This window comes from Bartonella sp. TT67HLJMS (assembly GCF_042193375.1).
Classification (GTDB): domain Bacteria; phylum Pseudomonadota; class Alphaproteobacteria; order Rhizobiales; family Rhizobiaceae; genus Bartonella; species Bartonella grahamii.
The window spans coordinates 67,439-90,059 of the sequence record NZ_JBHILP010000009.1; the positions used below are offsets into that span (position 1 = coordinate 67,439).

The following is a 22,621-nucleotide window of genomic DNA, read 5'->3' on the forward strand; positions in this document are numbered from 1 at the left end:
AGAGTTATTCTTTATTTTGATCTTTCCTTAATTCTGTGACGGGAACACCATTAATACCCCAATTGTCTGTCTCCACTTCATCGATCACTACAACCGTCGTTTTCGGATTTTTATTCAGAATATTAACTAATAATTGAGTTGCCCCTTCTATTAGTTGTCGTTTCTGTTCAGAGGTAACCCCTTCATTAGTAATTTTAATGTTTATGTAAGGCATAAGATCTCCATAATTTACAAATATTGTACAAAAAAGCTCAAATAAATGAACGCAAAAAGATTAAACATTAATACATAATAACTATGCATTTTAAAGCTTGTATCCACCGGTGAAATATGCAGGCTACTGGAAGCAAAAATAGCATTGATTGATACAGGAGAAAGGAGTTGAGCTGCAATAAAGAAGCAAATCCAAACCAAATAATCCGTAACTCCATAAGTTATCGATGACCCTAGTAAGGGAAATGCCAAACTAAATAGCACCATAGGGTGAATTCCTGCTACACTGAAAATTGGCAATACGAAGAGAATACAGGCATAGCGCTGCCAAACAGAGAGTGATGCCAATGAGTGACTAAACGTCACCGGCAACAAAGGAATAAGCAAATCACAAGTAGATATTAGCAGGCTACAACCTAGCAACAACAGAATTTCACTTGATATACTGCGTATCACTGCCACCAAAGGAGTCAAAAAATCAACACTGCGTGAACTCCCACGCTCAAGGACATATAGAATGCTCGCCGTCAACGCAATGCTTTCTAGTGCATTCAACCTGATAACTGTCAACGCAACGATAAATGTTAGCCAGAACAATATCAAAAAAATCCAAATTCTTAACCTCTCTCCTTCTTTATTCGCTCTCCTCTCATCGCAAATAATCGGATTAGCTAGCGCTACAACAGGAGAAATGCACAACAACAACAGACTGAATAGAAAAAGTGGTATCCCCAAAGCAGCGGATGTGAATATTGGTGTTCTAGGCATAGCAGAGAAAACTGTTGCTGCACCGATGCTGGTTGGCATCAGTACCATTGTGATGCTCATCATTCGCATCACAATAGCGGCCAAATGGCGAGAGGGAAAAACACTTTTCTTCAAGGCATCAATCATTAGGGGGATAACCCCCAAACTCATCGGCCAAGCTAGAAACGCAGTCAGTATCGCTATGGACAGGGTAAGCGAACCCTTTCCATAGCGCATCAACCGTTCAGAGAGAAATTCTGAAATACGCCATATATTCATCACATGGCGCAACAATCCCATGGCGAGTAATAGCCAAAAGACATCAGTAAAACGCACAAGCACAGTACTAACATCAGGCAAGTACCAACGCCATATCAGCACTAAAGTACAAGCCAACAGGATGAACACACCACTGCGTGCATTCCCCTTCAACCACCAGTATGGTATCGTCAAAAGCAAATAACCGAAAACAGTCACTCCAGCCAATGGAATAAGAAACCAAGTTCTCATTGAGATAGATATAAGAAAAATGAATAGCATCAGCATCGCTATTATAGCGGATACGGAGGACATGCGTATCAGGAAGCTTTTTACATTATCAATGTACATTAATTGTTGAATCTTTGACTGAGTGGCGATTAAGAAGCTGCTCGTACATGTCAGTGACACAGCGCCCTGCATCCCGCAGTGCACGCGAATTAACTAAAGGCCTAGGCAAAATATATGTATAAAAATTGGGCCCCTCTACTGGATTACCTACCACCCATAATGTATTTTGTACTTGTCCTTTAGTATCTATAGGATGCTGCTGACAGTCAATATCAATACCACCAGGATGATATCCTTGGTTGATAAATGGCCGGATGATACCCTGAGCAGCCAAATTTTTGATAAAAGGAGACTCATCACGCAAAGGAGAAAAACTATCAATCTTGGCCGTGATCAGCACATCTCCATCAACTGAACTGTTTTCATCTTGGAAAACAGACTGAATTTCGAAACGGCTAGTACTAGCATTGAGAACAAGTTTAGGTGAAGGACCGCCAGCCAAAGTCACGATACCAGCCTCCATCAGAGCCTTCAACTCTTGGTTTCGCTGCATCGGTGGGCCGACAGAAATACGGTTAAAGTTTGGATTAAAATATTCAATAAAGTACTTGTGAGATGAAGACGTTAACCCGCAAAAATCAATTGCTGAACGTAAGATATCACGAACATCTCGTAGCACATCTGTAGCAGCTTTCACTGGGCCATCAACATTACCTGCAGCGGAAGAATGAAGATCGTCCTTCAAATGCTCCATGAAGAATCTTGTATAATCCTTCAAAGAGGCAAATATTTTATTTCGATGAGGATACAGCAACGCTTGAATACACTGCTCGTCTTTGGAAGTAACAACATAGGTTTCAGGGTCTAGCCAGTGCCCCAGCTGCGTACTTCGATAGACATAACACATTTCTTTAAGCAACAGAGGTAAAAGCTGCGTTTCAAAATCCAGCTTCGGAGAACCGTTGGCAATGCTGGATTGCTTACGCAGATGATGTATTGCATCGAGAGTAAGGAATGATGGTATATATTGCCCACTACCACCCTTTTGATTAATCCCGCGACTACTAAAAGGCAATGTTTGACGGGAGAATAGAGCTATCTTCGGTTCTTTGCCACTTGGCATGTAGTGCAATTGTCCAGCATTTTCAGTAAAAGTCCCACCGCGACCGTAAGTCAATTGCGACAAGACATCATAGCTAGTTAATCCAATTCCCTGCACCAGCACACGAGACTGAGATTGTATAGAATCCAACTTTTCAATTGGATAAGGATTCGAATAATAATTCAAAAGCGCGTTTTTCATTTGATGACCAGCCACAAACTGTTGCAGATTTTCATCATGCGATGAATATGTATTCTTACCGTGACCCGTGGTAATATAAACAAAATCTACACTGTAACGATAGCCATCTTCCAAAAGAACATCCGTTTATTATCTTGGTGGATATGGAGATTGATAACTTTTTGTCGGATCTCCTTAATACGAATACCGGAAGGTAAATCTTGCGTGAGCTCTTGGTAAGCCCAAGACAGGTATTCCCCTAACAAACGACGTGATAAATAATCATTTTCTTTGATTTCTCTCCCAACATTATGCTCTGTACGAGAAAAAACACCGTTAATATTACGATAACCTTGTTGAATAGCCCATTGATAGAAATTCGGTCCCTTACGAATAGGCCCTACCCCCTTAACTGTATCATCACCAAATAAAGTAATCTGGCAGGCGACAGTGTTAACCAATAAATGATCTGGCTAATGCACACTATGGGGACCGATTCCCATCTCATTGGGATCAATCAATAAAATATCAATGTTCCCAGAAAATGGATAATGGGAATAAAGTGTGAGCAAGCGTTCGAGAATACTGATCCCACGAGGACCAACGCCCAAAATAGCGACTGTAGAGTGAAGCATTCTGTAATCTCCCCTATTAGAATAATTTGACTTTCACAAAATGTTTCAAAAAGAACGTAATAAATTCTTTCGACTTTTTAGTGAAAATTGCGGGTTTATGAAACGCCAACGACCTTTTTACAAAGACAATATTGACAGATTCCAGCAGCAGCAAAAAGCGCTACAGCACCACAGATAACGGAAAGCGCAATGGCATGTGAACCAAACTGTAAAAAACTCGTCAAGAGAGGTCCTAATATTTGGCCAAAGCCGTAAGTTAAGGTAGCCAAGCCTAGCAGATTTATGCCATACGGCGCATATAAACGCTTAGCTAACGGCATAACTAGAGAGGTCGTCCCCATAAAAGTAAATCCAAACCCTATGCAACTGAGAACTATCAGTACAAGAGACTGGCTGAATAATGTCAGTAATACGCATCCTCCTTGGATAAGCAAATTGAGCATCAGACAACGTAATACCCCCCACCGATGGGCTCCCCATAACCAAATGAAACAACTAGGAACAATAGCTATTCCAACAAACGACCATAAGTGGTTAGCGAGTAGTGGAAAATTAAATGTTTTCGCCATCAGAGGAAGATATGTCGCGACAATAATATAACCAAACCCAGCGAGCCCATAAATCAGAGCGAGTTCCCACCAAACGATATTTTCGTGTGCCAATGACTCATTACCAGAAAATTGAGAAGCATCAACACGACGTGGAAATAAAATAAACAACAAGAGCAACAATACAACAGATATAAAACCAGCTCCAAACCAAATATTTTTCGCGTTCAGCGATTTACTCAAACCAATAATAACATACTCATTACCCAGTAGAATACCAACTCCCACACCTGCATAAAGCGAAGCAATAACCCACAACTTGTGACTATACTGCATAACCGTAATAGAACCAAAAATCATCATTGCCGCACTCGCGATACCGGCAGCAAAGCGGATAAAGAAGACCAAGTAAAAGTTTGTTGTTAATACCATGGCAAAAATAAGTGCACTCGTCACTATAGCTGCACCAAATAGCATGTAGGGAGCACGGGATATATTCCCAACTCTGCAAAACGAAAAAAACATACTCCCAACTAAATAACCGCCATAATTAGCGCTAGCTATATAAGAAAGTTGCTTAAAGGTAAACAATCCTTCATCCAACATAACCGGAAATACCGGCGTATAGAAAAATCGCCCAATCCCCATCCCCAAAATCATAATAATCATACCGAATACAGCGATTTTGAAATAACTCAAATCTTGACAATTATTTTTTCCCCCCATTACTCTTAATCCCTTAACTGATAATTCGCTCATCCGCATTCTATCTCATCAACAGTAGCACTTATCTCAGAGAATGAAAGCCAATCTAGCCATTTGTTTAAGCAATCAGGGCAACATATTGAGCGATTATTGTCAACATTACTGGATCAATTATATGCATTTCTTCGTTTTACACTCTGCTCCATGGATGCTCTTCTCCCTACAAAGCTTCTTTTTTCAGAAAAATAATGGCGGAAATTAAGCAGCAATAACAACGAGGACATCAAGAAGCACGCCCCTGCTTTGACAAAATAATTTCCCCTAAAGCTACTGCTTCATCAGGTGCAACTAAAATATCCTCACAAGGTTGCGTTATGTTCACATGGTGAACGCCCTCAACCATCAGGCGGCTTAGTATCCAACTTAAAGACAGATCACGCCCAAGCCTTTGCGCACGCGCCCATTCTGCTCTTAAATTCTGCTCCGCTCTTTCCAAAAGAAAGGAGCCTTCATCCGGTAACAACCAAAGATCAGCAGAAACATTGATCATCCGCTGTACCGCGCTTTTCACAAGGATGTGGTCATTGGTCATTTTAACATGAGGGGCATCAAGGGCTGCTTGCACCTTTGCAATTAAAGCCTCATCAGCCACCCTTGAAAGGGCGTCACTAAAAAGCGCAACATGAATAAGCGGGCTTTTACCCACACGATAAACAAAAGCATCTTTGACATGGATATCACTTGAGAGGTCAAAATATTGAGTGCGTGGCGCTGTGCCACCTTGTGGAATGTCCTTGTCTATTCAAGCGAATACGACGGCGCAAACGCTCATCATCTTCATCCAAAAGGCGCGTGACCCCATGAAAATCCCCCAAATGATCTAAACTTGTTCCACGCGCAAATGTGAGTAAATTATCTCGCGCACCTCATTGACCCACCGGCGCAATAGCAACTCTTCATAAGCCGCCGCTTGCAATTGAATGACCACCGGATCATAAGCCGTCTTTTCCACATTATAAGGAATATGATGCGCCGCAAAAAGCTCAGTCAAACGCGTGATCTTTTGCTCTAAAATTGCTTCAACAGAAAGCTCTTCAATAATTTGTGGGAGAGGGAGTTGTGGAATGGATAAAGGTTCAAACTCTGTCATCACCAACCTCTAAATTAGTACTCATTGGCTCTTTGTGTGACCAATCCCAAAATGCCCATTGGGATAAAAAACACCCGTTAAAACAAAATGGAATGTACCTTCACGCGTTGCTTTTGTCAGATCAATCCTCTGCAACGAAAACCCAGGCTCCCCACACTCTGGATCATCGAGTGCTTCAACAATTGCTTGATAAAGCTGCATCATCGTCGCAGGATCAGCATTGGCATCTTGGAATGCTCCAACATCACATCCATAATGACGACGCAAAACCCGTGTCCCAATTCTTGTCGTCAGACATTTACGAAGTGACTGTTGGCAATGTGCCCAACCATATAAGAGAGAGCCATCCTTTTCGCTCATCCCGCACCGCATGCTTTAAGCACCCTTTGTTGTCTTTGTGAGAGAAACCGTTGGGGACACAGAAACAACAGGTGCTGGTTTTTCAGCAATATGACCAAGCAGCAACGGATATTTAGCCGCTTCCTCACTTAAACAAATTTCTTCACCTTTGCCCAGTGAACGCTTACCAGCAACAAAATCGGCATTGGTTAAAATAACATAAGTGTTCTCACGCATGATAAACTCCTTTAAAGGGGGTGAGAGGTTGTGGAGGGACCCCATTTTGACCCCACCGTGTTTGTGGCTTGCGCCAACAGATTTTTGATTGTGCTGCAAATCTTCTGCTTGAATATGCACACTGCCCATTAATTCAACATGAATTCCTTGATGATAAAGCACCAAACCTTGGCTACTCAAATGGATTTGGTTTTCCCCATGGGAGAGAATGAGCTCATTCTTTGTGATACGAAAAGTGCCATAAGAGCCGTCACTTTTCTTTCCTTTTTTGTGCTGTAAGAGCTTTATCTCGTTGCTCAAGCGTGTCTTCTAAATGAATAACTTTTCGTTTCTTATCGAAATATTTTCCTCAGACTTTGAAGCCTGTTATTTAAATTATCAACTTCGTGATCGAGCCTTTTAACCTCTTGATTTAATTTATCAATATGTTCTTGATGTTTAGAAATCACTTCTAAATAATGTAATGATTGAGACTGATCCTTAAGCTTATTTGCTTCATTTAATTCTCGAAAAGCCTCTGTTCTTTTCTCAACATGCTCAAATAAAGTAAAAACCTTCTCGAGCCGTTCAAAAATTGCAGCATTCCGCTTTTGCGTTATTTCATATTTATAAGTCAGTTGCTTGTTATTTGGCATATTTTTCAGCAATGCAAAATAGAGTGCCTGCTGTTCAAAAGCTATTCTCTTCAAGTCCTCTACCGACACCCCCAATATTTGCATTGTATCGTTCCATCCTCTCTCCGCATTGTCTTTTTCAAACTTTGCTGAATCCAACTTCTGAACCGCATCATCACGTTCCTTAACAACTTGGGAACAAAATAATTTATCTATACCAGTATAGCCATGCGAGGTAGATAAAAGATATGTTAGCAAAAATACGATAAGCAACAAGCCTTCTCTCAACAGAACTTTTTTTGTAAACATTTTTTATTTTCTCGTATGCAATAAATTAAAATAAACAATTAAATTCGTATTGAAAAGTTAATAATGAAATTTATTAAATCTATTTAGAATAATCTATGATAAAAATAAAAAGGTATAAATTGTACACAAATTAAATACTTAACAAACAGAATAAAGCTATAAAAACTAATTTATTCAATAAAATAGTCATAGATTTTTCTGTCTAGCTTTATATCTCTATAGGAGCAATTTAATCACTTTATAGGTAACTTTAAAATATTTTAATAGGATATTACAATTGCTTCAAAAATAATATTTTGATTAATAAATATATTAACAATTATAAAATGATGCGTATACAAAACGGATAACCACAATTAATGTAGTGATAAACTACTTTATAATATAGATTTGTTTGTTTTATCATTAGAAGCAATAAAAAATTTTGTATTTTTTACATAAATTCAAATTTATTCATTTTTTATATTATATTTTATGCTATTACTTTTAAGTTGATAAAGATCATAGAGTTTTAAACTGATGAGATGCGTTCTTTTCTCAATGTACATTCATCAATATTTGATGTAGGAATATTTACTTTACATCATAAAAGTGTATTTACATTTTTATATAGGATCCTCCTCCCATGTAATGTGGTGAATAATGAAAACATCAATAACAGGGAGGAAATCATGGATCATACAGAATGTAAGTAATAACTAAAGAAATTTACCTGAAATTATTTTTCAGGGAAGAGTTGGTTTGCTCTACAAGTGGGGAGGAGAAATGAAACAACAATATATTTTAGGAAAATACACACGTATTGTTGTTTGTGAAGAGGATGCTATTTTTAGTGCAGGTTCAAAGCAGTTTATTATCAATAATAAAAAATTTTGGGACCACTTAGTGCTTATTGCGGCACAATGGATCAAAAAAAAGACAGTAGATGAAGTTTACAATTCACTATCGCTAATCCTATTAAAAAAAGTTTTGACCGTGCGTTTGATTTCCTTGTTTCTAACCATTTTCTTGTCCAAGCTGAAACATCAAACAATATTCTCAATAATCGGTATTCCAGAAGTCATCTCCATTATCAAATGTTATGGTATGCATCCAACCTCTGTTCAGCATACTCTTTTGCAAAAAAGTGTTGTCATTTTAAGAGGTAGTGGGATTGGTAATCATGTATCAGCAATGCTTGCATCCTCTGGCATTGGAAAATTGACTCTTGTTGACAATGATGTGATCGAGATAACCAACCTTACCAGACAAATTCTTTTTACTGAAGAAGATATCGGTCTTCCGAAAACAACAGTTCTTAAACGTAAGCTGATGCGGAGAAACAGCCAAATTGAAGTTCATGAATTACAAATGTTGATTACTGAAAAAGAGGCTATCAACAAATTACCCAAAGCTGATTTATGGATCATTTCTGCTGATTCACCTGTTCGACTAGGCCTATGGATCAATGAATGGTGTGTGAAAAATAAACAAGCCTATATAAATTCCGGTTATGTTAATGATATAGCTGTCTTTGGTCCATTTTACATACCTGGTAAAACTGGTTGTTACGCATGTAGCTCGTCTATAGGCAATCTTCTGGCAAAAAGTGATCATCTTATTTATAAAGCTTGTATTATGATTAATAATAACTTCAAAGTTGCTACATTTCCTCCTGTTAATGCACTTTCAGCTGCCATGTGTGCTAATGATGCTCTTAAATTTTTGGGTGGTTATGGAAGCCTTCTTTCCACTGATCGCCGTGTGGGGATATGGAGCAGCCAACTTTTCACAGAAGAGCGTTCTCTAAAGAAAAATCCTCACTGCAAGGTTTGTGGAACAACACAATGAACAGACCTCGCACCCTTGCTCTCAACTATGGATCCTATAATGCTGTCCGCATGCTGATCGGCGTTTACCATGCTATTTTTTTAATGTCCATGGGAGTTAGTCTGGCGCAATTAGCTCTGCTTCAGGTTGTCTTTTCCACCACCATCTTGCTGCTTGATTTTCCCTGCGCTGTTTTATCTGACAGATATCGACGTAAATATTCCGTTATGGCTGGGGTCTTTATGACAGGAGTATTTTATCTTCTATGCCTTCAAGCTCCCAATATGACGGCACTTATTATTGCGCAAATTCTCTATGCAGCGGGCATTTGCATCATTGTCAGCGCCATTGACGGATGGATTTACCATTCTCTAGGCGATAAACAGGATCACTTTTCGCATTATGCTCATCTCTACCACCAAGTTAACTCTTTCGGAAGTATTCTCAGTGGAATTATAGGAATTGGAACGATCTATTACTCTGGACAATATTTTTTGGGATATATCATCTCATGCCTCATGATGGGATTTATTTTTTTGATATTCCTTATTGTTCCGGAAGAAAAGAAAACGACAATTGAAACATCCAAAACAAAAACAATCTTGCACAATGCCAAGGAAACGCTTTGGATTTTTCAAAATACAGTAGGAGGCGCATGGTTTATTTTCCTCATGTGCCTTTTTAGCGCTGGTATTCAAATTATTTATCATTTCTGGCAACCGATAATACTTTCAGGGGGGAAAATTAACCACCTCAACGGTTCGCAAATGCTCGTCTTGATGTTCTGCCATATTGGAGCCTTTTCAGCACAATATTTTTCAAATTTACTGATGTCTAAGTATCATGTTCTTGATAAAAAATATAAGAATTCTATAAAATATTTTTCCTTCTTTTCTGCGCTGATGTGCATAGCGCTCTATTTTTCAGTTCATAACCATCAAACTGCTGCATCAGTCATCGCCTTCTCTTTAATCCATGGATTTATTTGCACTGTACCGATAGGGGCCAAAAGCTTATTTTTCTCAGAACTTAACCAAAAACAAACGCAGCATATTTCCGGTATTGTTGGTGCTGTATCTTTTAGCGGAAGAATATTTTCAATTACAGTATTAAGTATTATTTCTTTTCTTCCTGCAAAAGTTTCTCCATCTTACTACCTAATATTACCGACCATTACTTTTTTCATGTGTGGTTTGGTTGTCATGAGATGGATGAAACACTCCCACAAATCGCTATGAGAGGAAAATTTTTAAAATTATCACCCACAATGTTTTCTTCTAAAAGAGATCGATAATTTTTTGAGAACCTTGCCACATCCAACGTTCAACATACAATGAAAATATAAAGCAATATGTTGATTTATAATGATAATATAGCAAACTCGAATATTGTACGATTCTTTCTTTTCAAATCTGTTTTTATGGTTGAAACAATCAAAATCATTTGCTTGCACATCAGTAAGTGGAGAAAGCCGTATAAATAAAAACAATTTAGAAAGGAAAAATGCCTCTGATGAACTCCCATAATCAAAGTCTATCACAACATGGAAGCAGGAGTATAATATGCCTCGTGGCATCTTCATAAGTATACAAATGGTGTGGCTCTATAAGACTTTATATGCCGCACAGAAACTTTTACGTTTTATACCATTTAAGAGGTGCCGTCGCAAAATAGGCCTATACACATTGAAAGATATCTCTTTAACACAAGTGCATAAATTGGCAACACAAGTATATTTTTGTTTAGAACATTCGTTTTATATGAGAGGCATAATCCCAACGGGATAAACAAAAGCGTAAGACACATAATCTTCATTATTTAAAAGACATGACCATAGAGATTTATGAAAATTATAAAACTGAATTAATAAGATGATGATAAAAATAGGAGCTAACTTCCACCTTTTCCGCTTTTATATTTTTTCAAAATTAAAAAGATCCTTCCGTTTTTAGAAATGACTCGCTAGCAAATATATACAATATTTTCTCCCCTATTTGGCATATAAACGCTGACATAACCGATAAAACAGTAAGCCATCTTAAAATATTGATCTCAAATATGCTGTTGTATAAGGAGTAGGTGCTGATTGACACACAAAAGCAAAAGCTTAGCAAAACAACGTCATAAGATAATAAATATGCCACCAAACGATTGGAACAATATAGGGAAGTCAAAAACACTTTGTAGAACAAAATCCGTAACATATCTAGCTTTACGGCCGCTTATTCTTACAAACGTTCGTGCTGCTCCCTATATCCTAAAAATAAATAAGCAATCCTTAGCTAAAAAATATGCAACGTCAATGTGATGCTACAACAGAGATTCGCTTTCCTTTATCAACAAAAGCATGAGAAATTTTGAAACAAATCCATCTTTCTCGCGATATTTTTTTCCACAACTGATCATATTTCCTTTAATATAAATTGGCATAGCGATTTACATAAAACATATTGCGCTTAAAACATCCCCCATTGGTTTTGCTTTAGTTTACGCCATTAGAAAAAAAGTTTTTGTAACTTGTTTCATGAAACATAAAATTTAAAATCAACACAGGAATTAAGAAAATGAGCAACCACACGCGCTGCTAGCGCAGGTATTACAATTTCGCAAATAAATTTAGATGGAAGAAAGATAAAATAGCACCACTCTATACCAAAATAGCCGATAGAAAACGTCTAGGAAGAAAAGCAATTAAAAAGCTTCACAAAATTGGGATTGGTAGAAAAGCAAATGGGCACAAATCACTGAAAACAAAATTCCCACACACAATCGACTGCTTTTATAATAATAGATGGCGGAGAGGAAGAGATTCGAACTCTCGAGAGCCTTTTGAGCCCTACTCCCTTAGCAGGGGAGCGCCTTCGACCACTCGGCCACCTCTCCAACAGAGAGGCATAAATGGTATCAACAGAAAGTTCAAGACATTTTCGATTTTTTTCCCAAATATCTGAAATTTTTCTCCTATTGAGCCCATAGGGTAAAAAGTTAACAAAACAAAAATTGTGTCTTTTTTATCACATTATCTCGAATAGTACATGTATACATTACAAAAAGGTAATTTCATATTTGAATATCTAAAAAGATTAGTATAGCTAAGATAACAAGTGCCGCGTATTTTATTTATGTCTTTGTCCTTAATGCGTTAGGTAAATGATACTCTTTAGAATTTAGAAGAAGATTAAACGGACCTCGGAGATCCCATATGAATATTAAATCCCTCTTTTTAAGCTCTACAGCAGCTTTTTTAACAATTTCTGGAGCACATGCTGCTTCAACAGTTATCCCCGAACCCGAACCTGTAGAATATATTCGCGTTTGTGATGCCTACGGAAAAGGGTATTTTTATATCCCTGGAACAGAAACCTGCATGCGTTTATCAGGAAATGTTCGTACTGATTTTATAGGCGGTGATAATATCGATGCAACAACCGAAACTGAACTGAACGACAAAAGAAAAACCTATGGCGCATCATCACGGCTCACCCTTGTTTTTCAAGCAGCTTCTGAAACAGAAATGGGAACACTTCGTTCATATGCAAGAATTTTCTCAAGCTGGGGTGATGGTAGAAACAGCGCTGGTGCAAGGCTTGCAGCAGCTTACATTGAACTGGGTGGTTTTCGCGTAGGTCTTGATGACACAATTTTCAACAGCTGGACTGGTGATTATGGAAATGTTCTCAATGATGACAGCATAGCACCTGCCGGCACAACACGCACCAATTTTATTTCCTACACCTTTAATGGTGACTCCGGCTTTTCTGCTATTATCGGAGCTGAAATAGGCAATAATGCAGATGATCTTCCTGGAATAAACGGATACTATATTGATAAAGATAATAAGCTTGTTTCTATCACGAATGATACTCTTCCAAGTAAAGCAATTAAAAATTACACCCCGAATGTGGTTTTGGGTATAAAGTTTATGCAAAAATGGGGTGGTTTTTCAGCCGTTGCAGCATATGATACTTACTACAAAAAGTGGGCTGGAAAAGTACGTGCAGATTTCAATATCAACGATCGTTTCAATCTATGGGTAATGGCTGGCTATAAAAATGGCCTTGATTACTACACAGTAAATACAAAAAATGAATTATCACGACAAAGCACAACGATCTATGCAAACTGGGGCGGTAAATGGGCTGCTTGGGCAGGTGCCACTTACAAACTTACTCCAAAGGCAAATCTGAATGCACAAGTCTCTTATAGTGCTGTAAAAACTTTTGCAACTTCTGTAAATATTGCATATACGTTGGTTCCAGGGTTTGTAATTACACCTGAATTGACCTATGTTTCTTGGAATGACGATCGCGTTGTGACGGATAAAAGTAATGATGAAAAACATTTATTCAATAAAAAAAGTGCTTTTCAAGGTATGATCCGTTTACAGCGTTCATTCTAATCCTATTTAAGCTAAAGATTTTAAAAACTGGCGATTATGTCGCCAGTTTTTATTTTTGAAATCAAATATCATGAGCATCTTTCTTGATACTCATTTCTTGTCTTTTTGACAAAAATTACTGACTTTCACAAAAATATTCTCAGAAAATTGACCTAATGTGCTTGATAAGAACACTGCATAGGCGGTTTCTACACATCAATTCAAACAATCTCTTGCGTGCCCTTTAAAGGTGGACAAATCATTTTGCTTTATTACCAAATTGGTCTTTCTTGGTAATTTACCTCTAACCTTTGTTAATTTAGGTCATGATCTTCTCAGATAAATTCTACACTGAACAGATAAAATATTGAAAAAACAAGACATCATTGTGTTTTTGATATGCATGAATGTGTCTTCTATTAACATCCTAAAACACAACATTTTACAACACTGCCGCGCATTAAAAAACTTAATCATCAAGAAACATGTTGTCAAAACGATGAAAATATCCTCTAAAGCAATAAAAGAGAAAATAGATATATCTTCAAAAAATGAATTAACCTCTTCCCCATCTAAAGAATAGAGACTCCTATCAGTAGCAATCTGTAAACGACCCACCTTTTTTTGAATCTGCATCACATTAATTTATAATGACAATTTATTATTTTGCATGTTGAATCAACCAAAACCATTCACTTGTAGACGACAAATGGAGAGAGCTGTGTGAATAAAAACGAGTAAAGAAAATCCTTTTATGAAGCGTTTTAAGTTCCAAGGGCTGTAGTAACATTGAGATCTGGAAAAGTTTATGATGGTTCTAGGCACTTTTATTAAGCATAAAAATGAAGGTACACTTCATAGAGGATTTTAGATTATATTCTTTATGAACGTCACTGTAAAATATGTATTGTGGTACACACTAAAAGACATTTTTAAAACAAGCATGTAAATATACAATACAAGTCCATTTTGGATTGAAGCGTTTTATCTTGCGTAAGGAGCATGCCGTCATATACGCAACATCTTGACTTTACTCATTTTTAAAGGAAGCAAAATATAAGACAAAGAAACAGTAAAATTTAATCTCTGCAAATCACAGAGCTTTCTATAGAGTTATGTTTCCATAAAACGCCTTATACCGTACATGGGATTTTTTACACGATTAATGCCCTTTTTACATAAAGCGTATTGGCAAAAAGAAGCCTCTCTTGATAAGAAAAAGACTTACACGTAATCATATTTTCAATTAAAAGGCATTGAATTCACGGAAAATACTTATCAACCAATGCATAAAGAATTGCTGCTGTTTCAACATCTAGAATTCCATCATAATTTTCTTGACGAAAATGAAGTTGAAATGCTCGGATCAAATCTTTGTATCCTGTTTGGGTACACGCAGCAGAAATGTCATATCCATAACATTTTAGCTTCGCCAAAACATCTTCTTTGGGTGGAGAATTCTTAGAGAATTTCTCTTGATAATGACTTTTTAGTTCATCATCATACCATGCTCCTATACCTGCCCTATAAAGTTCTCTCCATGGGAAAGCTGCTCCTGGATCACTTTTTCTTCCAATGGCAATATCACTATGTCCCACAACATCAGTTGGCATAATATCGGGATACCGTTGAAGAATATTCAATGCAAGCTCCTTAACGGCATCAATTTGTATTGGATTATAAGGAGGAAATATACCCCCCTCACCATGATAAGCCATAAAATCAACTGTCTCTTCTGGAGACTCAAAATGACCAGTCGCTAAATTAACGATTTCAATCCCGATAGATGCATCATTGAGATGACTATGCCCAGCCCATGAACTCACACCCGCATGCCATGCACGCTCATTTTCATCGACCAGATTAAAAATACGCATATCCTTAAAGCCTGCCTCACGATATGTCTGCTCTGAAGGATCAGGAACAAGATAATGTGCACTAACCTTTTCTCCTGTAAGTGCCATAATCGAGGATTTAAAATCAAGAGCCGTATAATGCATGACAAGAAAACGAACGCGACGATTAAAACTCTTGACAGAACGATAACTGTTGTAATCAATCTGATACATAAAAGCCCTTTCTTTTTTGCTAAAAAAGACCACTGCGCATCACAACAGATAGGACACAAACTTTAAAAATTTGCAATGAGCTTTCCATTTAGATACTAAGAATTACGCCTAAAATTTGTTCATCAAAAACATTGACACTCTTATCAACAATTAAGACACATTTTTATTTCTCCCCCACACACGCGTAAAATGTTTTTAACCACATTCACAAACACACGGCATTAAATATTTTCCCCAAACAAATTCCTACAAATTACCAATCGAAAAGAAAACAAAAGCGTAAAATGATCACTCCTTAAACCTTCACATCTTACAGAAAAAATAGTTCTTGCTGTTATCGAATTGAAAAATATCGCCCCTCGGAAGCGAACACTCAACGATCGTGCAATCACACAAAAACTTAAAGGAAAAATTTTATAAGCTCTTTACAGCAATTTATTATCAGATAACTAAATGGCACATATTCGCAATAAACTGGACATATTTTTCAATAAAATTTGCAAAGCTTTCCTGTAAATGACACAACTTCTTGTCTTTTCACAACACTGCTTTTTGATTTACAAAGAATCTCAATTATTTACAACGCTTGAGGCACATGACGTCTCTGGATTCCTTGTCATCAGCTCTATGAAAGATAACGAATTGATTTATAATAATAACTAATCATTATAAATATTGAATGTAGCAAGCCTAATATAGTAAAGTTTTTCTTAATCTTGAATTAATCAAAGTCATTTAATTACACATCAAAAGAAAGATTAACCTATAGATAAAAATCACTTAAGAAAAGGATCAAAATACTTCTTATAATAGAACGTTCAATAATTTGAGCAATATTTTTACGTCCCCATAGAGGTTCATTTGCTTTTCTCAGTTTGCAAATATCTTTTTAAAACCAACCAAGCTGCATATTCTTGTAAGACGGCACCTAAAAGTGGTCGCGTATAGGGAAAAGTTACACGATCATCGTCATAACCCTTCATCCGTATAGTCATCGTGGCATGTCCAAGGCTTTCTTCTTGATTTTCTAATATCTCGATAGAAGGTTCTAGGCTCACTTCAACCTCAAGCTTTGGAATATTTTTTGTACTTTTTTCTATGGGCTGAAAATATTTTAAAAGATATGGATCATTGACAGACCAATGAACCTCTGTATGCTTTTCCAATTGTTCACGAGCAGTAGTAACTTCTGCACCAACCAAATATGGACGAAAATGATCTTCAAATTGTTCGATTAAATGCTGTGCCAAAGGTGCTTCTGATTGACCAACAAGCTGCACAAGAACATAAGGACTTTTCCATAAAAAATGCCGTTCAAATGGTTCATTTTCAAGATGACAATCAACCCACTGCGCAATGGTACTTTCATCAATTCCAATCAAAGTCCATGCATACCTCGCATGCGATACAGAAGAATATTTCTTCTCATTGTGTTCTAAATAATTCTCTAAAAGTGCAAGAGCCTGTGATGGTGGACCAGGCAAAACAACAAGCGTACTTCCATCGCAAGAGAGATAAAACCCTGGAGCTGTGCCTGTAGGATTATCAAGCACGGTTGCTGTCTCAGGAAACAATGCTTGACGGGCATTACTCTTATCCGCCGTAATCCCTAATCGTTGTAATTGACCTTTTATTGTTTGCCAAACATCTTCGTGATGTAACAAAGGCTGCTGCACGGCTTTTGCAACCGCATCACGTGTTATGTCATCTGATGTTGGTCCCAATCCCCCACTGATAATGATAAGATCTTCTTGCCCAAGACAAGCAATCACTGTCTCACTAATTTGTTGTAATTGATCAGCGCAAACAAAATGACGCGTGACTTGAATATTTCTTTTATTCAAGCTCTGACTCAAATCCTGCAAATTTGTATTCAAATATTGCCCTGAAAGAAGTTCATCACCAACAGTAATAATCGCAGCACGACAAACAGAGACAGGTTTCACAAGAGAATTGCGAACAGCTTCAGCCATTTGACGTGTAGAGGCTAAGCCTCCTAGATCGTAAGATACAGTTTTTCCAGCACGAATAACCTGATCAACACTCTCAGATAATTGTTTTGCTTCATCTTTAAAACCTAAATGGTCTAAGAGTAAAGCCGTGGTATAAAGCATGGCAGAAGGATTTGCTTTATTTTGTCCAGCAATACGTGGTGCACTGCCATGAACAGGCTCAAAATAAGCAATTCTGCTTCCCACGTTCACACTAGGTGCAAGCCCTAATCCTCCCATGACTCCAGCGGCAAGATCAGAGAGAATATCGCCAAACATGTTTTCAGCAACAATCACCCCAAATTGCTCTGGCTTGGTTGCTATCCACAAAGCAACCGCATCTACATTGTGAATGTCTGCTTCAATTTCTGGATAATTTTGAGCAATTTTCTCAAAAATTTCTTGAGCAAATTGACCACTCTCCCGCATAACATTCGGCTTATCGGCAAAAGTAACCCGCCTCAAACCATATTCCCGTGCATAAGAAAAAGCGTATTCAAATAACCGCTCTAAACCAAAGCGTGTCTGCAAACGGACTGTCCACGCCGCCTCCTCAAGACCATATTTTTCTAAATTGGGATGTTTTAACCATGCCGCTGTCTCAGATGTTATACCCCGAAAATCTAACCCCGCATAGAGACCTTCACTATTTTCTCTGATAATACAAAAATGAAAAGGCTTTCTCGGACCAAAGATGTATCTGAAAGGGCGTATATTTGCAAACAGACCTAACTTTTGGCGAAGTTGAAGTACCGATGACACATAGGCAAGTTTTTGCTCTTTTAAATGCGGTTCCAGTTCTTTTAAAGCCGCTTCTTTTCCCTTATTGGTCACAGCTCCAAGTAAAATCGCATCACTCTGAGTAATTTTTTGCCAAGTTGCTTGAGGGACAGGATCTCCTTCCTGTTTCCAACATTCAAAACCAATATCACCATAAGTAAACTCAATTGGCAATTGAAATTGCTCTAAGACCATAAGCGCAGCATCACAAACCTCTGGTCCTATCCCATCACCAGGTAATACAAGAACTTTCTTTTTCATAATCCACTCATCCATTCAGCAAGAATTCTATTCGTCATAACAGGATTATCATCCCACAAACGCGTACCAGCACTAGAGATAATCTTATATTCATGATTGAAAAAAGGGCTTTTCGTCTGATTATCTACCGTTGCAAGTTGCGACTTTTCACCTACCAAAGCTAAAAACTTCCCCTTATACTTAACTATTTCATCTCTCGCATCCATCGCCAATAAGAGTTTAAAGCCTCTTGTCATGCGTTCAATTGCCACGCTTTTTTGTTCATCAGGAACCTCCAATAAAACTCTTTTTTTCATAATACCAGAAGGATGCATAAAACCATTGAGTATTTCCAAAGCTCCTGACAAATCATTATTTTCTAAGTAAACAAGAATATCTCCAAGGCGCCGTTTCAAAACCTTATCAGGATAGCCAGGTGCATTCACAGCAAGCACAGCTTGAACATTGGGAAGCCGTGCTGCCAATATTTGTACCAACATTCCAGCCATAGAAAATCCCACAAGCACTGCGGGCTCTTTAAAATAGCTTTTAAGTTTTTCTGCCATAAAAGATAAAGTGTCTACAGCAGCATGATTGAGAACATGAGAACTCTTAGGAAAAAGAGAAAGCGTATCCAGCAGAGTGACAGTGAATCCTTTTGATAAGCATAGCTTTGTCAATGGAGAACAAAAAACACCACCATCCCAAATTGGCATTACAGGAGAAAGAATAATAATAGGAAGGCTCATTGATCAATTCCTCCCCTTATTTTAAAACATGCATTAGAGCCAAAACTTTTCCCACCCAATATAATGAAACTCTAGGCTCATACTCCCCCCATCATAATCGATTTGTTAAACTCAAACTAAGCTTGTAACAAATTTTAAACCCACTCAATCCAACAACATAATAAAAAAATTCATCTAATGTACAGATGCCCCATTCGTGTAAAACATCAAAAGCATTTCCGCATAATACTTTCTTTTTATCATTTCACTCAGCTCATTTCTGAGGTCATAAAATGACGGGCTTTTTGAATATAAATGATAAAACCGATCACGCAACACACAGCTAACAAAGTGGCCATAGCCCGTGGGCTATGGCCAGATATCTTTCCGATAACCGCCGCACTTAGCGCCGCACTTCCTAATTGTAAAGCCCCCATCATACCAGATGCAGCCCCAGCAGCTTGCGGATGTGATGAAATAGCCAATGCTGTCCCTAACGGCAATAAAAAACCATTACCAAAAGTAAGAACAGCAATAGCCATAAAACTTGTCACAAGGGGCCATGGGCTCAGATACATTTGCACAGCAAAGAGCACGCCTCCTATAACAAAAATAATGTATCCTCGACAGACAGTTTTTTCCATAGACTCTCGTTTGAAAAACCACCGCGCCACGAGATTCCCTAAAATATAGGGGAGAGAAACCCCGACATAGCTATAGCCAATATAGACAGGTGATAAACCCAATATTGTGAGTAAAAAAGGCGATTCCACAATATAAGCAAAATAGGCTATGTAAGAAAAACACGGAATAAGTGCATAAAAAATAAATTGTTTATTTCTAAAAACGCCTAAATATGCCTTCATCAATCCTACAGGAGAAAAATGCTGCCGTTTTTGAGGGGGTAGAGTTTCCGTGAGCACAAAATAACACAGCAAAATGGTCAAAAATATAAAAAAGCTTAAAAAGATAAAAGTTGCCTGCCAATGAAAAGCTTGTATCAAAAGTCCACCAATGAAAGGTGCAAGTGCTGGTGACATTCCAATAAAAGGGAAAACAATCAAATAAAGTTTTCCGGCTGCTTTTTTATCCAACAAATCATTGATAATTGCACGACTTAAGACGATACCCGCACAAGCACCAAGACCTTGCAAAAAACGTAACACAAGAAAAGCGTGAATATGAACCGTATAAATCACACCAAGTGTTGTAAATAACCACAAAAATAAGCCCAATAGAAGTGTTTTTTTACGCCCAAAATTATCACTCAGCGGCCCATAAATGAGCTGTCCAAGTGCCAATGCCAACAAAAAAACTGCCACTGCATTCTGAATTTGAGATTGTGTCACTTGATAATATTGACGCATCTCTCCCAGTGCTGGTAAAAAAATGTCGGTAGAAATCAAACCTCCTGTTGATAAACATACGATAAGTATAATGAATGGTAATGTATATTTATGTTTCATCAGGAAAATCACATTTCTTAAATTTAAAAATATTTAAATTTTACGTGTATAGCAAAATAATAATTTATATTTATAAATATAAATCTATTTTAACTTTATCCACAGGGAATAAAATAATAATTTTTCTTTATTCTTTTACTTTATTTGAGAATAATTCAGCTTGTTGATGCATAAATCCAATGTCTGATCCGCACGCACACGCAACACGTAAATAAACACTTAGCACTTCACTTTATAATTAATTTTAAAGCATAGCAAATCGCAATTTTAAAACTATACGCAAAAGAAGCTAAAAGATCAAAACTCCCCTTCAGAAATATATTTCCCAATCCAAAATAGCGCATTTTATTGTATTCATGTTGCCCTATCTTCATCAGCTTTTTTTCATTGATATCATCAACAAAAACGCTCCCAAACTCTATCCCCTCTCCATGATAACAACATCACTCTCCCGACAATATCTTTTATCAGAATTGGTTTACAACGCTCAAAGAAAAAAGAAGCCACAAACTCCCTCTCCTCAAAACTACCCACGCGAATATTATTGTAACAATACAGCGTATAATAATGGCTCATAGAGAAGTCTTTATCAACACAAATAATTGAGCAAATAAACTTAATAGCCCACTAATATCATAAAGCAAATGGTGCTTCTGTCTCCCCCTAAAATCTAAATTCATCTTGTCCATTTTGTTAGATTTTCATTCTACATAACCATCACAAAGTTTACTGCCTAAGTTATTGACAAACATGATATAATGGAAATTTGATAAATCATTCTGCATCTAATTTAGAAAGCAAGGAGAAGCTATTAATGAATATAACAGAACTAGCCATGTACCAATTACTTGTACCTATTAAAGTGGAAAGACATACACAGAAATCACCTTACGCCGCCCGAGCTTTAAAGACCTAAAAGCAATACAGAGCAAAGAAGGTGACGAGCAATCAATTGAAATGATCGCATGTCTTTCAGGGTGGTCCTATAATGCCATCAGTAAACTTTATATTCGTGATTTTTTAAACATTAAAGACATTTACGGGGCTTTAATAAAAGAATTACTAAAAGAGTTTGATAAAATGCTAAACAAAGTAAATGCACCCATAAAAAGCGTAATGGATGAATGTACTTTAATCGACAGTAAACCCGAAAAACGCACAAGTAATCTTCAGACAAATACATTTGAAACCGAATCCATGACAACTGCAAATGCAAAAACCTGTAACACCTATGAATCGATTACAGTTCATAATCCCTACGTCATAAAGGGGGAACACATCACCTTTATAGAATGCAGTTTCTTAGTACAAGATGGTCTATCAAGTCAAATTTATCTCTCAAATCAAAATGCTCTTACATCGCATAAAAAAACTGCGTGCGAAACTAAAAAACAATCTTTGGAGAGAATCTCGAAACTTTTGGACATTGTCTCAAAACTTTTCAACTTTCCTCTCTGGTTTTGGGAGTTTTTACTCAAAGAACTTAGAAAATTTTTCTAGCATTTCTTTGATATAGAGCAATAAGAGAAGGAAAAACAGCTTAGAATACTAATGTTTCTTCCTTCTCTTTTATCTCTCATAGCTTTTTGAATTGAATACTTTTGATATTTATTTGAATAATTGAGGCATTCTTTTAATTATAAGTACAATATAAAAAACTAAAATTTTAGAAGACGCGCTGTTTTTACAAAAAAATGAAATAAAGACTCCAGAATTTTAACTAATGATCACCGTCTTGTTTTCGATGTTTTCTGTCCTTTTTAGCGCATATCTATTCACTTTTGGAACATAATTGGCAAAAAGACATTGTATCTCCAGCATATTCAAGGAGA

15 protein-coding genes, 1 tRNA gene and 3 pseudogenes are annotated in these 22,621 nt (G+C 37.2%); 5 read left to right on the top strand and 14 right to left on the bottom strand.

Features of this window, described 5'->3' with window-relative positions:
- Positions 1-4: 4 nt before the first annotated feature.
- The 9 genes and pseudogenes from ACFIJQ_RS06510 to ACFIJQ_RS06550 form a co-directional block, all read right to left on the bottom strand.
- Positions 5-214, bottom strand: coding sequence for a 2-hydroxymuconate tautomerase family protein (locus ACFIJQ_RS06510; RefSeq protein ID WP_015856802.1), 210 nt, complete (start codon positions 212-214; stop codon positions 5-7).
- Between the two features lie 14 nt (positions 215-228).
- Complete coding sequence (locus ACFIJQ_RS06515) at positions 229-1,470, bottom strand: hypothetical protein (RefSeq protein WP_375629224.1); 1,242 nt, start codon at positions 1,468-1,470, stop codon at positions 229-231.
- 88 nt (positions 1,471-1,558) lie between these two features.
- Positions 1,559-2,926 (bottom strand): hypothetical protein, encoded by a 1,368-nt coding sequence (locus ACFIJQ_RS06520; protein WP_375629227.1) that lies wholly within the window; start codon positions 2,924-2,926, stop codon positions 1,559-1,561.
- Positions 2,899-3,426 (bottom strand): annotated as a pseudogene (locus tag ACFIJQ_RS06525) (FAD/NAD(P)-binding protein). Before ACFIJQ_RS06525 ends, ACFIJQ_RS06520 begins: the two are co-directional and overlap by 28 nt.
- Before the next feature lie 95 nt (positions 3,427-3,521).
- A complete protein-coding gene (locus ACFIJQ_RS06530) occupies positions 3,522-4,733 on the bottom strand; it encodes a YbfB/YjiJ family MFS transporter (RefSeq protein WP_375629230.1) in 1,212 nt (403 codons plus the stop codon).
- 229 nt (positions 4,734-4,962) lie between these two features.
- A pseudogene (locus tag ACFIJQ_RS06535) lies at positions 4,963-5,829 on the bottom strand (baseplate J/gp47 family protein).
- A gap of 21 nt (positions 5,830-5,850) precedes the next feature.
- On the bottom strand, positions 5,851-6,189 hold the full coding sequence (locus ACFIJQ_RS06540; RefSeq protein ID WP_375629233.1) for a GPW/gp25 family protein: 339 nt from the start codon (positions 6,187-6,189) through the stop codon (positions 5,851-5,853).
- Positions 6,190-6,204: 15 nt separating this feature from the next.
- Positions 6,205-6,405 (bottom strand): hypothetical protein, encoded by a 201-nt coding sequence (locus ACFIJQ_RS06545; protein ID WP_273788255.1) that lies wholly within the window; start codon positions 6,403-6,405, stop codon positions 6,205-6,207.
- Between the two features lie 332 nt (positions 6,406-6,737).
- Positions 6,738-7,328: a hypothetical protein gene (locus ACFIJQ_RS06550; protein WP_273788224.1), complete on the bottom strand. Its 591-nt coding sequence runs from the start codon at positions 7,326-7,328 to the stop codon at positions 6,738-6,740.
- A 765-nt stretch (positions 7,329-8,093) separates the two neighbouring features.
- Here ACFIJQ_RS06550 and ACFIJQ_RS06555 point away from each other — a divergent pair.
- From ACFIJQ_RS06555 to ACFIJQ_RS06565, 3 genes and pseudogenes are all read left to right on the top strand, one after another.
- Positions 8,094-9,158: a ThiF family adenylyltransferase gene (locus ACFIJQ_RS06555; RefSeq protein ID WP_375629236.1), complete on the top strand. Its 1,065-nt coding sequence runs from the start codon at positions 8,094-8,096 to the stop codon at positions 9,156-9,158.
- Positions 9,155-10,375, top strand: coding sequence for an MFS transporter (locus tag ACFIJQ_RS06560; RefSeq protein ID WP_375629239.1), 1,221 nt, complete (start codon positions 9,155-9,157; stop codon positions 10,373-10,375). The genes ACFIJQ_RS06555 and ACFIJQ_RS06560 overlap by 4 nt, the downstream gene beginning before the upstream one ends.
- 1,330 nt (positions 10,376-11,705) lie before the next feature.
- A pseudogene (locus tag ACFIJQ_RS06565) lies at positions 11,706-11,845 on the top strand (integrase); the annotation flags it as partial.
- Between the two features lie 84 nt (positions 11,846-11,929).
- Here the strand turns inward: ACFIJQ_RS06565 and ACFIJQ_RS06570 are convergent.
- Positions 11,930-12,020, bottom strand: a tRNA-Ser gene (locus ACFIJQ_RS06570).
- A gap of 319 nt (positions 12,021-12,339) precedes the next feature.
- Between ACFIJQ_RS06570 and ACFIJQ_RS06575 the strand changes: the two genes are divergently transcribed.
- Positions 12,340-13,536: a porin gene (locus ACFIJQ_RS06575; protein WP_375629242.1), complete on the top strand. Its 1,197-nt coding sequence runs from the start codon at positions 12,340-12,342 to the stop codon at positions 13,534-13,536.
- 1,241 nt (positions 13,537-14,777) lie between these two features.
- Here ACFIJQ_RS06575 and ACFIJQ_RS06580 read toward each other — a convergent pair.
- The 4 genes from ACFIJQ_RS06580 to ACFIJQ_RS06595 form a co-directional block, all read right to left on the bottom strand.
- Positions 14,778-15,584 carry an N-acetylmuramoyl-L-alanine amidase gene (locus ACFIJQ_RS06580; RefSeq protein WP_273788220.1) on the bottom strand — a complete coding sequence of 269 codons (807 nt, stop codon included), beginning with the start codon at positions 15,582-15,584 and terminating at the stop codon, positions 14,778-14,780.
- An 857-nt stretch (positions 15,585-16,441) separates the two neighbouring features.
- Positions 16,442-18,616 carry an isocitrate/isopropylmalate family dehydrogenase gene (locus ACFIJQ_RS06585; protein ID WP_375629246.1) on the bottom strand — a complete coding sequence of 725 codons (2,175 nt, stop codon included), beginning with the start codon at positions 18,614-18,616 and terminating at the stop codon, positions 16,442-16,444.
- Positions 18,613-19,344, bottom strand: a complete 732-nt coding sequence (locus tag ACFIJQ_RS06590; RefSeq protein ID WP_375629249.1) for an alpha/beta fold hydrolase — start codon at positions 19,342-19,344, stop codon at positions 18,613-18,615. Before ACFIJQ_RS06590 ends, ACFIJQ_RS06585 begins: the two co-directional genes overlap by 4 nt.
- 248 nt (positions 19,345-19,592) lie before the next feature.
- Complete coding sequence (locus ACFIJQ_RS06595) at positions 19,593-20,789, bottom strand: multidrug effflux MFS transporter (RefSeq protein ID WP_375629252.1); 1,197 nt, start codon at positions 20,787-20,789, stop codon at positions 19,593-19,595.
- Positions 20,790-21,710: 921 nt separating this feature from the next.
- On the opposite strand from ACFIJQ_RS06595, the gene ACFIJQ_RS06600 reads away from it, so the two are divergent.
- Positions 21,711-22,289: a hypothetical protein gene (locus ACFIJQ_RS06600; protein ID WP_375629258.1), complete on the top strand. Its 579-nt coding sequence runs from the start codon at positions 21,711-21,713 to the stop codon at positions 22,287-22,289.
- Positions 22,290-22,621 lie beyond the last annotated feature (332 nt).

Excerpts from the sequence above, each read along its gene's own strand:
- ACFIJQ_RS06510 (WP_015856802.1), bottom strand. The coding sequence starts at position 214 with ATGCCTTACATAAACATTAAAATTACTAATGAAGGGGTTACCTCTGAA.
- ACFIJQ_RS06515 (WP_375629224.1), bottom strand. The coding sequence starts at position 1,470 with ATGAGAACTTGGTTTCTTATTCCATTGGCTGGAGTGACTGTTTTCGGT.
- ACFIJQ_RS06530 (WP_375629230.1), bottom strand. The coding sequence starts at position 4,733 with ATGAGCGAATTATCAGTTAAGGGATTAAGAGTAATGGGGGGAAAAAAT.
- ACFIJQ_RS06540 (WP_375629233.1), bottom strand. The coding sequence starts at position 6,189 with ATGAGCGAAAAGGATGGCTCTCTCTTATATGGTTGGGCACATTGCCAA.
- ACFIJQ_RS06545 (WP_273788255.1), bottom strand. The coding sequence starts at position 6,405 with ATGCGTGAGAACACTTATGTTATTTTAACCAATGCCGATTTTGTTGCT.
- ACFIJQ_RS06550 (WP_273788224.1), bottom strand. The coding sequence starts at position 7,328 with ATGTTTACAAAAAAAGTTCTGTTGAGAGAAGGCTTGTTGCTTATCGTA.
- ACFIJQ_RS06555 (WP_375629236.1), top strand. The coding sequence starts at position 8,094 with ATGAAACAACAATATATTTTAGGAAAATACACACGTATTGTTGTTTGT.
- ACFIJQ_RS06560 (WP_375629239.1), top strand. The coding sequence starts at position 9,155 with ATGAACAGACCTCGCACCCTTGCTCTCAACTATGGATCCTATAATGCT.
- ACFIJQ_RS06575 (WP_375629242.1), top strand. The coding sequence starts at position 12,340 with ATGAATATTAAATCCCTCTTTTTAAGCTCTACAGCAGCTTTTTTAACA.
- ACFIJQ_RS06580 (WP_273788220.1), bottom strand. The coding sequence starts at position 15,584 with ATGTATCAGATTGATTACAACAGTTATCGTTCTGTCAAGAGTTTTAAT.
- ACFIJQ_RS06585 (WP_375629246.1), bottom strand. The coding sequence starts at position 18,616 with ATGAAAAAGAAAGTTCTTGTATTACCTGGTGATGGGATAGGACCAGAG.
- ACFIJQ_RS06590 (WP_375629249.1), bottom strand. The coding sequence starts at position 19,344 with ATGAGCCTTCCTATTATTATTCTTTCTCCTGTAATGCCAATTTGGGAT.
- ACFIJQ_RS06595 (WP_375629252.1), bottom strand. The coding sequence starts at position 20,789 with ATGAAACATAAATATACATTACCATTCATTATACTTATCGTATGTTTA.